Origin of the sequence: Thalassovita litoralis (assembly GCF_900182725.1) — a bacterium.
Taxonomy (GTDB): Bacteria; Pseudomonadota; Alphaproteobacteria; order Rhodobacterales; family Rhodobacteraceae; genus Thalassobius; species Thalassobius litoralis.
The window spans coordinates 69,829-85,245 of the sequence record NZ_FXTO01000012.1 but is presented as its reverse complement, the minus strand read 5'-3'; the positions used below and the strand labels follow the sequence as shown (position 1 = coordinate 85,245).

At 61.6% G+C, this 15,417-nt stretch carries 17 protein-coding genes; 9 read left to right on the top strand and 8 right to left on the bottom strand.

Going from position 1 to position 15,417, the window contains the following annotated elements:
* Window positions 1-69 precede the first annotated feature (69 nt).
* The 3 genes from FN828_RS20510 to sfsA form a co-directional block, all read right to left on the bottom strand.
* A complete protein-coding gene (locus FN828_RS20510) occupies window positions 70-213 on the bottom strand; it encodes a hypothetical protein (RefSeq protein WP_185958994.1) in 144 nt (47 codons plus the stop codon).
* Between the two features lie 101 nt (window positions 214-314).
* Window positions 315-1,154 carry a type I methionyl aminopeptidase gene (gene map / locus FN828_RS11065; protein ID WP_408033803.1) on the bottom strand — a complete coding sequence of 280 codons (840 nt, stop codon included), beginning with the start codon at window positions 1,152-1,154 and terminating at the stop codon, window positions 315-317.
* 21 nt (window positions 1,155-1,175) lie between these two features.
* Window positions 1,176-1,913, bottom strand: coding sequence for a DNA/RNA nuclease SfsA (sfsA, locus tag FN828_RS11060; RefSeq protein ID WP_142493491.1), 738 nt, complete (start codon window positions 1,911-1,913; stop codon window positions 1,176-1,178).
* A gap of 51 nt (window positions 1,914-1,964) precedes the next feature.
* Here sfsA and FN828_RS11055 point away from each other — a divergent pair, with 51 nt between their 5' ends.
* The 5 genes from FN828_RS11055 (at window position 1,965) to FN828_RS11035 (ending at window position 5,902) form a co-directional block, all read left to right on the top strand.
* Window positions 1,965-2,684 (top strand): competence/damage-inducible protein A, encoded by a 720-nt coding sequence (locus tag FN828_RS11055; RefSeq protein ID WP_142493489.1) that lies wholly within the window; start codon window positions 1,965-1,967, stop codon window positions 2,682-2,684.
* On the top strand, window positions 2,681-3,412 hold the full coding sequence (locus FN828_RS11050) for a GNAT family N-acetyltransferase (RefSeq protein WP_142493487.1): 732 nt from the start codon (window positions 2,681-2,683) through the stop codon (window positions 3,410-3,412). Before FN828_RS11055 ends, FN828_RS11050 begins: the two co-directional genes overlap by 4 nt.
* Before the next feature lies 1 nt (window position 3,413).
* On the top strand, window positions 3,414-3,986 hold the full coding sequence (locus FN828_RS11045) for a peroxidase-related enzyme (protein WP_142493485.1): 573 nt from the start codon (window positions 3,414-3,416) through the stop codon (window positions 3,984-3,986).
* Window positions 3,987-4,000: 14 nt separating this feature from the next.
* Window positions 4,001-4,942: an OmpA family protein gene (locus FN828_RS11040; protein WP_142493483.1), complete on the top strand. Its 942-nt coding sequence runs from the start codon at window positions 4,001-4,003 to the stop codon at window positions 4,940-4,942.
* 84 nt (window positions 4,943-5,026) lie between these two features.
* Complete coding sequence (locus FN828_RS11035) at window positions 5,027-5,902, top strand: DMT family transporter (RefSeq protein WP_142493482.1); 876 nt, start codon at window positions 5,027-5,029, stop codon at window positions 5,900-5,902.
* On the opposite strand, the gene FN828_RS11030 is transcribed toward FN828_RS11035, so the two are convergent.
* The gene (locus FN828_RS11030) at window positions 5,899-7,155 is read right to left on the bottom strand and encodes a glycerate kinase type-2 family protein (protein WP_142493480.1); all 1,257 of its coding nucleotides are present in this window, start codon (window positions 7,153-7,155) and stop codon (window positions 5,899-5,901) included. The two genes, FN828_RS11035 and FN828_RS11030, sit on opposite strands and share 4 nt — an antisense overlap.
* 334 nt (window positions 7,156-7,489) lie before the next feature.
* On the opposite strand from FN828_RS11030, the gene FN828_RS11025 reads away from it, so the two are divergent.
* On the top strand, window positions 7,490-8,887 hold the full coding sequence (locus FN828_RS11025) for an aminotransferase family protein (RefSeq protein WP_142493478.1): 1,398 nt from the start codon (window positions 7,490-7,492) through the stop codon (window positions 8,885-8,887).
* A gap of 56 nt (window positions 8,888-8,943) precedes the next feature.
* Here the strand turns inward: FN828_RS11025 and FN828_RS11020 are convergent, their stop codons facing one another.
* The 3 genes from FN828_RS11020 to FN828_RS11010 form a co-directional block, all read right to left on the bottom strand.
* Entirely contained in the window at window positions 8,944-9,978 is a 1,035-nt protein-coding gene (locus FN828_RS11020) for a permease (RefSeq protein WP_142493518.1), read from the bottom strand.
* Window positions 9,971-10,282: an ArsR/SmtB family transcription factor gene (locus FN828_RS11015; protein WP_142493476.1), complete on the bottom strand. Its 312-nt coding sequence runs from the start codon at window positions 10,280-10,282 to the stop codon at window positions 9,971-9,973. The genes FN828_RS11020 and FN828_RS11015 overlap by 8 nt, the downstream gene beginning before the upstream one ends.
* Before the next feature lie 82 nt (window positions 10,283-10,364).
* The gene (locus FN828_RS11010) at window positions 10,365-11,258 is read right to left on the bottom strand and encodes a ketopantoate reductase family protein (RefSeq protein ID WP_142493474.1); all 894 of its coding nucleotides are present in this window, start codon (window positions 11,256-11,258) and stop codon (window positions 10,365-10,367) included.
* 99 nt (window positions 11,259-11,357) lie between these two features.
* Between FN828_RS11010 and pdxR the strand changes: the two genes are divergently transcribed.
* The 3 genes from pdxR to FN828_RS10995 all read left to right on the top strand — a co-directional run bounded on the left by pdxR (window position 11,358) and on the right by FN828_RS10995 (window position 14,953).
* A complete protein-coding gene (pdxR, locus tag FN828_RS11005; protein ID WP_142493472.1) occupies window positions 11,358-12,839 on the top strand; it encodes a MocR-like pyridoxine biosynthesis transcription factor PdxR in 1,482 nt (493 codons plus the stop codon).
* A gap of 102 nt (window positions 12,840-12,941) precedes the next feature.
* On the top strand, window positions 12,942-13,892 hold the full coding sequence (locus FN828_RS11000; protein WP_142493470.1) for a phosphate acyltransferase: 951 nt from the start codon (window positions 12,942-12,944) through the stop codon (window positions 13,890-13,892).
* On the top strand, window positions 13,889-14,953 hold the full coding sequence (locus FN828_RS10995; protein ID WP_142493468.1) for an acetate/propionate family kinase: 1,065 nt from the start codon (window positions 13,889-13,891) through the stop codon (window positions 14,951-14,953). Before FN828_RS11000 ends, FN828_RS10995 begins: the two co-directional genes overlap by 4 nt.
* Before the next feature lie 40 nt (window positions 14,954-14,993).
* Here FN828_RS10995 and FN828_RS10990 read toward each other — a convergent pair whose 3' ends face one another.
* On the bottom strand, window positions 14,994-15,410 hold the full coding sequence (locus tag FN828_RS10990; protein WP_142493466.1) for a YbhB/YbcL family Raf kinase inhibitor-like protein: 417 nt from the start codon (window positions 15,408-15,410) through the stop codon (window positions 14,994-14,996).
* Window positions 15,411-15,417: the final 7 nt, after the last annotated feature.

Sequence of the window (15,417 nt, the reverse complement as noted above, 5' to 3'; positions counted from 1 at the left end):
GAGCATCCGTTTCAACTGTCAGCAATCACAGCCCGGCCCAACCGGCCAGCCCGCGCGTTCGCGCCGCGCTTATACGCAATACCCCCGGATCGCAACCGATCCGCCCGCAAAGCCCCCGGTTCCCGCGGCAAACATGCCCCAAACGCCCGATTTCCAACCGCCGCGCCCGTCGGCACTGCGGCCTTTCGGCTCTTTCTTGGTAAAAATATCCACCGCGCAACGCCGCCCCACAGGGCCACGCTGCACGGGTTCAGGCCATCACGACCGGCACCACCCCAAACAATCCTGCGCGTGCGTCAGCACGCACACTCGGATCATGCCGTATAGGTTGGGTGGAACAGACCGGCAGGGGACAAGGTGAAAATCTCGGCCCCGTCCGCGGTCACGCCAATGGAATGCTCAAACTGCGCCGACAGCGATTTGTCACGCGTCACAGCCGTCCAGTCATCGGCCAGCACCTTGGTTTCCGGGCGGCCCAGATTCACCATCGGTTCGATGGTAAAGAACATGCCTTCTTCCAGAACTGGCCCGGTGCCGGGACGTCCGTAATGCAGGACATTTGGCGGGGCATGGAACACCCGGCCCAGACCGTGACCGCAAAAATCGCGTACCACGCTCATCCGGTGGGCTTCGACATAGGCCTGAATTGCGTGTCCGATGTCGCCAAACGTATTGCCCGGCTTCACCATTTCGATCCCTTTGAACAGGGCGTCATGTGTCACTTGGATCAAGCGTTCAGCCTTGCGCGGCAATTTCCCCGCCACATACATGCGCGAGGTGTCACCAAACCAGCCGTCCACGATCACCGTCACGTCGATATTCAGAATGTCGCCATCCTTCAGCTTTTTGTCGCCGGGGATGCCGTGGCAAACCACATGGTTGATCGAAATACAGCTTGCGTGCTTGTAACCCTTGTACCCGATGGTTGCGGATTTTGATCCTTTTTCCGTCACCTTCGCTTCGATGATCCGGTCGATTTCAGCCGTGGTCTGGCCGGGAAAAACATGCTCGACCATTTCATCCAGAATCTCGGCGGCAATGCGGCCTGCCTTGTGCATCCCGGCAAAATCCGCCGCTTCGTGGATACGGATACCCTCGCGGGTGACGCGGCCATCATGCTTGTCTTTCAAAACTCTTCTCCGTCGCAGGATCATTTCAGGTGTATGTATCGCGATTTACGCGCAAGGACCAGTGCGCCCGGTTGATGCAGTCCCACACAAGGGCAGCGCCGCCCCCAGATCCACGCCATCCGGGGTGATCCGGGTGCCGAAAACCAGCACCTCGACCCCCGCCGCACAGGCCAGATCATAGGCAGCGGCATAGGCCGGATCAATGTCAGCCGCGAGCGTAAAAGCCTGCGCATCGGTGCGCTGTACCAGATACAACATTACCGCACGGTGCCCTTGTTCTGCCATCTGCGCCAGTTCGCCCAGATGTTTGGTGCCGCGTACCGTAACACTGTCTGGAAATTCCGCCAGACCGGGCTGGCGCGACAGGGTCACGCTTTTAACCTCGACATAGGTATCGGGACGGCCCGCCCCGGTCAGCAGAAAATCAATCCGGCTGTTTTGCCCGTATTTCACCTCGGCCCGAACGCTGTCATATCCCGTCAGCCCCGGCACCACCCCGGTTTCCAGCGCGATACGTAACGCACGATTGGGAACCGATGTATCCACGCCGGTGAAATGCCCGCCTTCATGTTCCACCAGCCGCCAGCCGAATTTCAGCTTTTTCTTCGGGTCATCATTGGGTTCCAGCCAGATTCGCATTCCCGGCTCAGCCAGCCCCATCATTGAACCGGGATTGGCACAATGGGCTGTCACCTCGCGCCCGTCTTCCAGCACGCAATCGGCCAGAAACCGCTTATAGCGGCGGATCAGCGTGGCAGGCACAAGAGGGGTAGGAAAGCGCATGTCCCGCGCCTATACCGAAGGGGGAGTTTTCGCAAGACGAGGGAGGGCGCAATGGCAAATCCAACCGCCGCCATGCTGGTTATCGGGGATGAAATCCTGTCGGGCCGCACGCGGGACAGCAATATGAACTATCTGGCGAAAGAACTGACGCGGGTCGGGATCGACCTGTGCGAAGCGCGGGTGGTTTCAGACGACCGCAAGGCCATCATCAAAGCGGTAAAGGCGCTGTCAGCCGCCTATGATTCCGTTTTCACGTCCGGGGGGATTGGTCCCACCCATGACGACATCACCGCCGAATGTATCGCCGAGGCCTTTGATACCCCCATCGGTATCCGCGACGATGCCCGTGCCCTGCTAGAGGCGCATTATGCCCGCACGGGGGCCGAACTGAACGACGCCCGCCTGCGCATGGCCCGCATCCCGGACGGTGCAACGCTGATCGACAATCCGGTATCCACTGCACCGGGGTTCACCATACAAAACGTGCATGTCATGGCTGGTGTCCCCGCCGTGTTCGAGGCAATGGTGTCCAGCGTCCTGCCCACCCTGACCGGCGGTCAGCCGCTTCTGTCGCAAACCCTGCGGATCGAACGTGGCGAGGGTGAAATCGCCGGGCCGCTGGCGCAATTGGCGGCAGATTTCGCCGATCTGTCCATTGGCTCTTATCCCTTTCAAAGCAATGGGATATATGGTGCCCATATTGTTATTCGCGGTCATGATGGCGCCCAGGTAGACGCCGCAATGACCCGCTTGTCGGAGATGTTTGCATGACCTTGCCCACTGCGCTGAAACTTTATGATGTGGTCGATGGCACATGGCCTGCCGCCAGCACCCAACAAGCCGGGCAATGGCTGATCCGCGAAGGACAAGGCGGCGGTCAACGTGTGTCTGCGGCAACCGCGCTGGCCTTTGAAACTGCCGATGACATCGCCGTGGCCGAACAGGCCATGCAGGCGCTGGACCAGCCCCGCCTGTTCCAGATCCGCGAAGGCGACGAAGAACTGGATGCCATGCTGGACGCCCGCGGCTATGCCGTGGTGGACCCGGTGAATATGTGGGCCGCCCCGGTCGACCAGATCGCCACCCAATTTCCGCCGCCCGTCACCGCCTTTGCCGTGTGGGAACCGCTGGCCATCCAGATCGACATCTGGGCCAAAGGCGGGATCGGATCGGGCCGCGTGGCGGTGATGCAACGTGCCCAAGGGCCGAAAACCGCCCTGCTGGGCCGGTTGAACGACAGCCCCGCCGGTGTCGCCTTTGCCGCCGTTCACGAAGACACCGCAATGGTTCACGCCATCTATGTCCTGCCACATCAGCGCAAGCAGGGCATGGCCCGCTGGTTCATGCGTCTGGCCGCCTTCTGGGCGCGGGATAATGGCGCGAAATACCTGTCCGTGGTCTGCACACAAGACAACGAAGGGGCCAACGCGCTATATTCCAGCCTTGGGATGACCCTTGTCGGGCAATACCATTACCGGAAACATAAAGACGATATTTGATATGAGTAACACCGATCAGCCCACCGCCCTGAACCTTCCTCCGCTTGATCCCCTGCCGGACGCAACCGCGAAATATTTCCGCATCTGCGAAGAAAAGCTGGGGCTGGTGCCGAATGTGCTAAAGGCGCACGCCTTTGACATTGAAAAGCTCAATGCGTTTTCTGCGCTGTATAACAACACCATGCTGGCAGACAGCGGACTGACCAAGCTGGAACGCGAAATGATCGCGGTTACGGTGTCTTCGGAAAATAAATGCTTCTACTGCCTGACCGCCCACGGCGCGGCTGTGCGCGAATTGTCTGGCGACCCCAAGCTGGGCGAAGCACTGGTGATGAATTACCGCGTCGCACCGCTGACCCCAAAACAACGGGAAATGCTGGATTTCGCGGTCAAGATGACCAAGGCCAGCGCCACGATTGAAGAAACCGATCGTCAGGCGCTGCGCGATGCTGGCTGGACGGATCGCGACATCTGGGACATCGCCAACACCGCCGCGTTTTACAACATGACGAACCGCGTCGCGTCGGCCTTGGATATGCGCCCGAACGATGAATATCACGGCCAGTTCCGCTAAGGTCTGCCACTGAAATGATGCGACTTGCCGCCCTATGTTTCTGCACCCTGTTCCTGACGGGCGGGGTGCAGGCATTGGCGCTGGAGCTGCCGCCCGCGTCCCGCCCCCTAGCCGATCAAAGCAGCGCGGTTGACAGCTATGCCCTGCCGCTGGGTCCATTCGCAAACGGTATCATTCCCAGCCAACAGCTTGAAGGCGCGGTGACACGGCAAAGCTGGCAGGTGATCAGCCAAGGCCTGACCTCCCTTCAGCTTTTTGCGCCGTTGCGCAGCCAGCTAGAGCAAGAGGGCTATCAAATCCTCTATGAATGCGGGGGCAGCGAATGCGGGGGGTTCGATTTCCGGTTCACAACCGAAGTCCTGCCCGCCCCCAACATGCACGTAGACCTGACAGATTTCCGTTTCCTGTCCGCCACCAAAGGGGATGGGGATCATCTGAGCCTGCTGGTCAGCCGCACCGACAGCGCCGGGTTTGTGCAATTGATCCGCGTCACCGGCCCCGATGCCGATCCGGCCACGCTGACCACAACGGGGCAATCCCTGCCTGATACAATCCCCACCACAACATCCGCCACACCTGTTCCGCTGGCACAGGCGCTTAGCACGCAGGGCCACGCCGCGCTGTCGGACCTGACCTTTGAAACCGGGTCATCCGCCTTGGGCGCTGGCCCGTTTGCATCGCTTCAGGATCTGGCCACGTTCCTGCGGGCCGACCCCAACCGCCGCATTGCGCTGGTGGGTCATACCGATGCCGTGGGATCTCTGGACAATAACATGGCCCTGTCCAAACGCCGCGCGGCGGCGGTACTGGAACGGCTGGTCACAGCCTATGACATCCCGCGCACCCAGATGGAGGCCGAGGGGATGGGCTATCTGTCCCCGGTTGCCCCGAACCAGACAGATGCAGGCCGCGAAGCCAACCGCCGGGTCGAGGTGGTGCTGCTGAACACCCAATAACCCCGCCCGCCTGGGCCTGCCTGTTGCGCTGGCACCTGTTCCATCGTCCCGCTACAGTCGCGCACGGACAGCAAAGGTTCCCCCATGCACAGCACAACCGCACCATCGAATCTGACGGGTATCGCTATGATGATCGCGGGCATGGCCTGCCTGAGCGTGAATGACGCGCTGGCCAAAACCCTGACGCAACATTATTCCCCGATCCAAATCCTGTTCCTGCGCAACCTGATTGCGCTGCCCGTGGCGTTGGTTGTCGCCCGCATCCTAGCCGGTGCATCGGGTCTGTGGTCTACGCGGCCCCTGGTACATTTCATGCGCGGGGGGCTTTGGGTTGGTGCCACCTATTTGTTCTTCACCAGTCTGACCTATCTGGCGTTGGCTGAATCAACGGCGCTGGCCTTTGTCGCCCCGCTGTTCATCACCGCATTATCGGCCCTGCTGTTGCGTGATCCAGTAGGCTGGCGGCGGTGGCTGGCCGTTCTGACCGGATTTGCCGGGGTGGTGATTGCCATCCGCCCCGGAACGGCGGCGTTTCATCCCGCCATGTTGCTGCCTGTCGGAACCGCGTTTCTGTATGCGCTGATGATGCTCAGCGCGCGGCTGCTGGACCCGCGCGAAAGCGTCTGGACACTTTTGCTGTGGCTGACCCTGACCGGGACCGTTTTGGGCGGCATTCTGACGCCGCTGGTCTGGGTGCCGATCCGCCCCGGCGACCTGCACCTGTTTCTGGCCATCGCGGTCGTCGGCACCGCAGGCGTAACCCTGATCACACAGGCATTCCGGCTGGCCCCTGCCGTGGTACTGGCCCCGCTGGATTATACCGCGCTGATTTGGGCCACCGCCTTTGGCTGGTTTATCTGGTCGGAAATCCCCGACACGCCAACAATGATCGGGGCCAGCGTGATCATCGCCAGCGGCATTTTCGTGATCTACCGCGAAAGCCGCGCCGCCACACGCTAACGCACAAGGATCGCCCGGAAGTCATTTACGTTGGTTCCGGTCGGTCCCGGCACGAACAGGCCGTTCACCGCCTCAAAGGCCGTCCAAGCGTCATTCCCCGCCAAGGCCTGCGCCGGATCAATGCCCGCCTGCCGCATCGCCGCCGCTGTACCGCCATCAGCAAAGGCACCGGCATTATCTTCGGACCCGTCAATCCCATCGGTATCCGCAGCCAGAGCCGCCACCCCCACCACGCCGTCCAATTCCAGCGCCAGTGACAGCAGGAATTCACTGTTCCGCCCGCCCTTGCCGGTGCCGCGCAGCGTAACAGTGGTTTCCCCGCCGGACAGGATAACAACCGGCGGCACGAAAGGCCGTGCCTTTGCCGCCACTTCGCGGGCAATAGCGGCATGAACCTTCGCCACTTCCCGCGCCTCGCCCTCGATCGCGTCGGACAGGATCACCGCCGGAATGCCCGCGGCTTCGGCCACCTGCGCCGCCGCCTCCAGCGATTTCGCGGCCGAGGCGATTACATGCACCTCGTTCTCAGAAAACCGTGGGTCGTCTGGCACCGGGGCGTCCTCGGGCGTGTCGCGCAGGAAATTGGCAATGCGGGGCGGCAGGGCAATACCGTAATCACGCACCGCCGCCAAGGCTTCGGCCCGGCCAACGGCATCCGGCACGGTGGGACCGCTGGCCACCTGCGCCGGATCGTCCCCCGGCACGTCAGACACGATCAGGCTAACCACCCGCGCCGGATGCGCCGCTGCTGCCAGACGCCCGCCCTTGATCCGGCTGACCTGTTTGCGCACGGCATTCATCGCGCCAATCGGCGCACCGCTAGCCAGCAGCGCCTGATTCAGCGCCACCTCGTCCGCCAGTTCCAACCCATCTGCCGGGGCCGCCAACAGGGCCGAGCCACCACCGCAGACCAGTGCCACCACCAGATCATCGGAGGTCAACCCATCGGCCGCATCGAACAAAGCCTGCGATGCCGCCAATCCTGCCTGATCCGGCACCGGATGCGCGGCTTCCAACACCTGCACATGACGGCAGGGACAGGCATAGCCATACCGCGTGACCACCACGCCCTGCACCGGATCGCCCCACAGATCCTCGAACGCGGCGGCCAGTTGCGCCGCCCCCTTGCCCGCACCGATCACCACCACGCGCCCCTTGGGCCGTGCTGGCAAATGCGCCGCAAGCGCCTGTTTCGGGTCTGCCGCCCGGATCGCTGCCTGAAACAACTCTGTCAGAAACGCCCGTTCTTCCATACCTGCCCTTTCCGCTTTGCCCCAAGGGACCGCGCCTTACCGAAAACCGCAAGCCCAAACTCACACGGATGACCCAGCCTGACGGGCGGATGCCTCCGGCGGGGATATTTTCCCCAAGAAAGAGCCGCAGCGCCCATATTCATCTTGCCCAAAATACTCATATGCACAGGGCAATCCGCCCGCGATCTGCCTGTTATGTCCACAGCCCCAAAACTGGTCTTATCGAAGCACCCAACTGGCCCTATACTCTGGTGCGATTCCAACGCTGTAATATCCGCAATCGCGGACGCGCCCCGGCGCAGCCCTTTTTCATGCAAAACGGAGAACGATCACAATGGATGGCAATCTGGACAATGACATTCGCGCAGTAGTGGACGCCGACCGCGCCCATGTCTGGCACCACCTGACGCAGCACAAACCCTTTGAAACGGCTGACCCGCGTATCATCATCGAAGGCAAGGGCATGCGCGTCTGGGATCAGAACGGCAAGGAATATCTGGATGCCGTATCCGGTGGGGTCTGGACCGTGAACGTGGGCTATGGCCGCGCCCAGATTGCGGATGCAGTGCGCGATCAGCTGATGAAACTCTGCTATTTTGCACAATCCGCCGGGTCGATCCCCGGCGCGATGTTCGCGGAAAAGCTGATCTCGAAAATGCCGGGGATGAGCCGCGTTTATTACACCAATTCCGGGTCCGAGGCGAACGAAAAAGCCTTTAAGATGATCCGCCAGATCGCGCATAAAAAACACGGCGGCAAGAAAACCAAGATCCTGTACCGCGACCGCGATTATCACGGGTCCACCTTGGCCGCGATGTCCGCAGGCGGGCAGGACGAACGCAATGCGCAATACGGTCCCTTCGCCCCTGATTTCGTGCGCGTCCCGCATTGCATGGAGTACCGCAAGGAAGAACTGGGCCTGGGCCATCTGTCGGGCCGCGAATTCGGCATTGCCGCCGCCAACCTGATCGAAGAGGTGATCCTGCGCGAAGGCCCGGAAACCGTGGGCGGCCTGTGTCTGGAACCCGTCACCGCAGGCGGCGGCGTCATCACCCCGCCCGAAGGGTATTGGGAACGGGTGCAGGAAATCTGTAAGCAGTATGACATCCTGCTGCATATCGACGAAGTCGTTTGCGGCATCGGGCGCACCGGCAATAACTGGTTCGGCTATCAGCATTACGGCATCAAGCCCGATTTCGTGACCATGGCCAAGGGCGTTGCCTCGGGCTATGCCGCGATTGCGATCTGCGTCACGACTGAGGAGGTATTCGAGGCCTTCAAATCCGACGCCACAGACAAGATGGACCATTTCCGCGATATTTCCACCTTTGGCGGCTGTGTGGCCGGTCCGGCGGCGGCATTGGAAAACATGAAGATCATCGAAGACGAGGGCCTGCTGGAAAACTGTGCCGCGATGGGGGATCGCATGATGGCGAACCTTCAGGCGTTGATGGCAAAGCATGACATCATCGGCGATGTGCGTGGCAAGGGTCTGTTCCTTGGCGCCGAACTGGTCAAAGACCGCGCCAGCAAGGAACCCGTAGACGAAAAAGACGTGGCTGCTGTTGTGGCGGAATGTGGGGCGAATGGGGTTATCATCGGGGCATCCAACCGTTCGATCCCCGGTCGCAACAACGTGTTGTGCTTCTCTCCGGCTCTGATCGTTACGGCGGATGACGTGGACCTGATCACCGACACCGTTGACCGGGCTTTGACCAAGGTCTTTGGCTGATCCACCCTGATTGACAGACCAGAAACGGGGGCCGCGCAAACGGCCCCCGTTTTCCGTCAAACCATCTGGAATAGCAGCCCGGACAGGACAGCCCCTATTAGGCCCAATCCCAGATAGGTGGCAAAGACGCGTGGTTTAACCAGCGACCAGACCGCCGCCATTGCTGGCACCGAACTGACCGCCCCCGCGATCATGAATGCCATTGCCGCGCCCGCGCTCATGCCTTGGTCCATCAACCCGGCCAACAGCGGTGGTGCAACATAGGAATTCAGATAGGCGGGCATTCCCACGACAGCCGCAATCACGATCGGCACCACACCCGTGCCACCGACGACCTGCGCAATCAGATCGGCGGGAACATAATGCACCAACAGCGCCTCCAGCACATAAGCCAGTGCCAGCCATTTCAGCAGGAACAACGCATTCTGGCGGAACTCGGTCGCGAAAATGGTGCGGCGGGCAGGCTCTTGCCAGAATGCCCAATGCGGTTTTCCGTTCAGTTTTGGACCACCACAGCCACAGCACCCGCTGCTTTGACGCGGACGCAGCGGATCTGCAAACGCTCCCTTTGCCATCAGCCCCCGCACGATGAACCCGCCGAACAGACCCAAGGCCACAGCGAACACGGCCTTGCCAATGGCAAAGGGCCACCCCAGCGCCCCCGCTGTGATTAACAGCGTTGGCGGGTCAATCAACGGCGATGCCAGCCAGAACGCCATCACCGCCGACAAGGGTGCGCCCAAAGCCAGCAATCCAGCGACAAAAGGGATGACTTCGCAGGAACAGAACGGGGCCAATCCGCCGAACAGCGCGGCGGCCACGATCATTCGGGTTTCACGGCCCTCAAAGGCGCGGGCAACCATCACCTCGGCCCCGGTGGCTTTCAGGAAAGACAGCAGCAGCACCGCAAAAACGATATACTGCGCGGTATGGGCCAATGCCCTGGCGGCGAATTCCACCGTCGCCCACAGGTTCGCAGGATCCAACAGGGCCACTGCCAACAAGATCAGCACAATCACCCCCCAAGGGGATTTCAGATGCGCCAACAGGCTGCGCCAGGATGGTGTTGGGGTATGGCTCAGGTCAGTCATCATTGGCCGCCTTTCTGCACAAATCCGCGCAGCATTCGCTCAGGATGAAATCGGCCAAGCCCTTTAGGGCGCCAAAATTGGCGCGGGTGATGGTGCTGCGTCCCATCCGTTCCTGCACAATGACCCCACCCGCCAACAGAAATTTCAGATGATGCGCCAAGGTCGATGGTGCAATCCCTGTGCGGGTCTGGATTTCCCCCACAGTCAGCCCCGGTTCACCCGCGCGTATCAACGCCTTTAGCACGGTCAACCGCGCCTCGGACCCCATTGCGGCAAAGCCGCCAGCAGTAAGAGACAAGTCCATATCCGCCCTCCATGATTCTATAAAACTAGTTTTATAGTTATATTGAGGAGGATTTCAGATCAACCCAGTATTTCAGGGCGCTTTATTCCGCTTGTTGGCGTTCGATCAGTTTCACCAGCAGCGTCAGCGTGCGGTTGATTGGCACGTCGATCCCGTGTTTCGCGGCCAATCGCACGATTTCACCGTTCAGGAAATCAATCTCGGACGGGCGGCCCCGCATGACATCCTGGGCGGTGGATGAAAACTGTCCCGGCATCCAGTTCGGAATGCCGTGAACGGTTTGCGACACCTCCTCTGGTAGGGTAATCCCCTCGGCTGCGGCGACGGCCCGGCATTCCGCAACGATCTGATCCAGCAAGGGCATCACCCCGTCCACCTGCGCCAACACCCCATAAGGCAGGCGCGCAATCGCGGACACCGCGTTATAGGCGCAATTCAGCACCAGCTTGGCCCAAAGCGCGCTCATCACCTGATCTGACACATCGGTTTCCACGCCTGCCGCCCGCAGCACAGCGCCCGCCGCATCTGCGCCCGGCCCACCGATTGCCAGATCGCCCCGGCCTTCGTGGCGCACCACGCCCGGCCCGGCCATCGCGCTGGCCACATAAACCACCGTCGGGATCACCGAATGCCCCGTGACCTGCGCCAGACGTTCCGCATTGGACACCCCGTTTTGCAAACTCAGCAACAGCGCCCCGGCCCCCAGATGCGGCGCGATTTGCCGCCCTGCGGTTTCCGTATCGCCGGATTTCACGCAAAACAGCACCATATCGGCCCCGGCTACCGCCGCTGGGTCGTCTGTGGCCATCACTGCGCAGACATGGCGCTGCCCGTCCTTTTCCAAAACCAGCCCATCGGCCTGCACCGCCCGCACCAATGCGGGCCGTCCGACCAGCACCACCTGATGCCCGGCCTGTGCCAACATCGCGCCGTAATAACATCCGACCGCCCCGGCCCCCATCACCGCAATTTTCATCTGCGCCTCCTGTTTGCTGGGCAGACTGGCGCATTCCGGCGGGCTTGTCACCCATCATGCCAGATTGAACCCGCCATAAGTCCAGTCTACCCTGCAAGCATGAGCATTTCCGCCGAAACCTTCTTTTTGGACAGCCACGCGCAAGGCACCCTGCAATCGCAGATCCAGCAGATGATTGCCCAAGGCATCCTGTCAGGCCGCTTTGCGCGGGGGGAAAAGCTGCCTTCCTCGCGGAAACTGGCACAACATCTGGGGGTCAGCCGGATCACCGTAACGTTGGCCTATACGGAACTGGTGGCCTCGGATTATCTGTCTGCGCGGGGGCGGTCGGGATATTATGTGTCCGATACCGCCCCCGAACCACCCGCTACCCCGCCGCAAGTCCCGAAATCCGATGCTGTCGACTGGTCCCGCGCCATCGGGCAACGGTTCACTGGCGGCGTTACCCCGGATCGTCCGCGTGACTGGTCCCGCTATCGCTATGCCTTTATTTATGGGCAAACCGATCCCGCCCTGTTCGATCACGCCAATTGGCGGCTTTGCGCGCTGAAGGCACTGGGGCAGAAAGATTTCACCGCCCTGACCACCGATTACTACGATCAGGACGACCCCAAGCTGATTGAATTCATCCTGCGCCACACCCTGCCGCGCCGGGGCATCACCGCCCGCCCGGATCAGGTGCTATTGACGCTGGGCGCGCAAAACGCGCTGTGGCTGGCGGCGCAGGTCTTGCTGACGCAGCGCCGCATCGCTGCGGTTGAAAGCCCCTGCTACCCCGCCTTGCGGGACATCCTGACCCAATCACGCTGCCATATGGCCCCGGTGGATGTGGATGCACATGGCCTGCCGCCTGATCGTATTCCGCAGGCCGACGTGATTTTTACCACCCCGTCGCACCAATGCCCCACCGCCACCACCATGCCGCTGGATCGCCGCCACGCATTGCTGGACCGCGCCCGCGAACTGGACGCCCTGATCGTCGAGGATGATTACGAATTTGAAATGTCGTTCCTGTCCCCCCCGTCCCCGGCGCTGAAATCGCTGGATGGGGACGGGCGCGTGATCTATGTCGGCAGCTTTTCCAAATCGCTGTTTCCCGGTCTGCGGCTGGGTTATCTGGTCGGGTCTGAATCCTTTATCCGAGAGGCCCGCGCCCTACGTGCCAGCGTCCTGCGCCACCCCCCCGGCCATATCCAGCGCACCGCCGCTTATTTCCTGTCGCTGGGCCATTACGATGCGTTGATCCGCAAAATGGGCCGTGTGCTGGCGGATCGTCGTCGCGTGATGGAAAGCGCCATTCGCGAACATGGGCTGGACATTGCGGGCAGCGGCGCCTTTGGCGGGTCGTCCTTTTGGATGCGGGCGCCGGACGGGGTGGACACCCGCGCCCTGACCACCCGCCTGATGGATCAAAGCGTCCTGATCGAGGCGGGGCAGCATTTTTTCCCTATCGCCAACCCGCCCACAAATTTTTATCGGCTGGCCTATTCCTCGATCCCTGTGGAACGCATCCCCGAAGGGATCGCCCGGATTGCCCGCGCGATTGCCGACATACAAACCAATCCGCCCCCCAGCAGTTAAAAAACCGCCAGCCCGCCGCTACGGCACGGTGGCAGTGTCACATGGATTTGATAGGCTGTCCCCGAACCCAAGCCGCCCACCCACATTGGCGAAAGGCCCCTGATGCAACTTTCCGTCCGCGACCCGTTTCCCTTTGTTTCCGCCACCACCGCCGAAGCCCCTCAGCGTCTTTTGGCGCAGGCGCGTGGCCTGCCCACGCCGCGGGTGGCGCTGGTCAATGCCGCCTCGGTCAATGCGCTGACCGGCATCCGCGAAGCCGCCGATGCGGGGATGGCCGATCCCATCCTGATCGGGGACGCGGAAAAAATCCGCCAGATCGCGGATGACATCGAATGGGATATTTCCACCCTGCCGCTGATCCACGCCCCCCATACCGAAGCCGCCCCCAAAGCCGCCGAACTGGCCCGCACCGGGCAGGCCGACGCCATCATGAAGGGGCAAATTCACACCTCGACCTTTCTCAAGGGGTTGCTACCCCGGTCGGCGGGTCTGCGCGATGACAGCACACGTTGCGGCCATGTCTTTCACATCACCATGCCCGAATCGGATCGTCCCATCCTGCTGACTGACGGGGCGCTGAACGTGGACCCGGATGTGGACACCCGCAAGGAATGCCTGCGCCACGCGGTCCGACTGGCGCGGCAACTGGGCATTTCCCATCCAAAGGCCGGTATCCTGTCCGCCACCGAAGACCCGATTCCGTCACTGCCCAATTCCATGCAGGCCCGCGAAATCGCCGATTGGGCCAAAACCGCGCTGCCGCATTGTTCTGTTTCGGGTCCGATGGCGATGGACCTGATCCTGTCCCGCGATGCCGCCGAAGCCAAAGGCTACGAATCCGACGTATGCGGCGATGCCGACATCATTCTGACCCCAAACATCACCACCGGCAACGCGGTGTTCAAACTGATGGTTCTGGGCATGGGCTGTTGCGCCGCCGGTCTGGTGCTGGGGGCCAAGGTGCCGATCTTGCTGACCTCGCGGGCGCAGGCGGCCCCGGCGCGTATCGCATCCGCCGCTTTGGGCGTGATTGCTGCCGGGGCTGACGCATGATTTTGGTTGTGAATGCCGGGTCCAGTTCGATCAAGATCGAACTTTTCACCCCTGACCTGACGGCCATTCTATCCGGCAGCATCACCGAAATCGGCGGCAACGGGCAGATCAAGCTGGGGGCGCTGAAACAACCCGTTTTCGCCCCCGATCACAAGGGCGCGTTCAAATCGCTGCTGGATGCGCTGGCCGCACAGGGCCACCCTGCCAGCGGGCTGACCGCTGCGGCCCATAGGATCGTGCATGGCGGCGCATCCCTGACCGCCCCCGCCCGGTTGACGCCGGACATCATCACCCGGATCGAAAGCTATAACGATCTGGCCCCGCTACATAATCCACATAACCTGTCCGCCATCCGCGCGCTTCAGGTGCTGGTCCCCGACCTGCCGCAATATGCCAGCTTCGACACGGCCTTTCACGCGGGCAATCCGGCACTGGCAACCACCTTTGCCATCCCGCAGGCTGAACGCGACAAGGGCATTCGCCGCTACGGGTTTCACGGGCTAAGCTATGCCAGCCTTGTTGAAAACCTGCGCCCCAACCTGCCCCGCCGCCTGCTGGCGCTGCATCTGGGTAACGGCGCCAGCCTGTGCGCCATTCTGGATGGCAAATCCGTGGCCAATTCGATGGGCTATTCCCCGCTGGACGGGTTGGTGATGGGAACACGCCCCGGTGCGATTGACGGTATGGCCGTGCTGCGTATGGCACAGGATCACGGTATCGACGCGGCCACCGACCTGCTGAACAAACACAGCGGGCTAAAGGGGCTGGCTGGCACCAATGACATGGCCACCCTGCTATCCACCGACAGCGATCAGGCCCGTTTTGCCGTTGAACATTTCTGCTATTGGGCGGCACGACAGGCTGGTTCGGCCATCGTGGCAATGGGGGGGGTGGATGCCGTGGCCTTTACCGGCGGTATCGGCGAAAACGCCGCCCCGATCCGTGACCGGATCATGGCACATCTGGCCTTTTTGGGTGATCTGCCTGTGCATATCGTGAAGGCCGACGAAGAACGCCAAATCGCCCGCGACGCCATTGGCGTGATGCAGGCGGCCCACTAAACCCAAAGGGCCATCCCAGCGGACGGCCCTTTGGTAAAACTCACTCGGGGTATTTGCGCCGGGCCTTTGCCGTTCCCAGCTTCTTGCCCCCGAACCCTTTCTTGGATTTGGCGACCGCCGTCCATTCATAGGTATGTTTGCCATTCGGCGGGCATGGGCTTTTGTACCGAAACGCCCCGCTTGGCACCTTGCCGTCCTTGGTCATTGCCACCGCGCCGCCACCATGATCGTATCCCGGCACGTCCAGATCAACCAACCGGAACTGCACAACCTGCGTTCCCGCAGGCAGACCCTTGACCACGAATGCAGGGTTCGGCACCACATTCGGCGACCCACTGGTACACAGCTTCAACCCATCCCAAGTAAACGAAATCTTAAAATCCGCCGCCTGCGCGGCCCCCGCGAGTGATGCAACAGCCACAGCAATCAGCGCGGTTTTCGATACGATGCGAAACATAACCAAT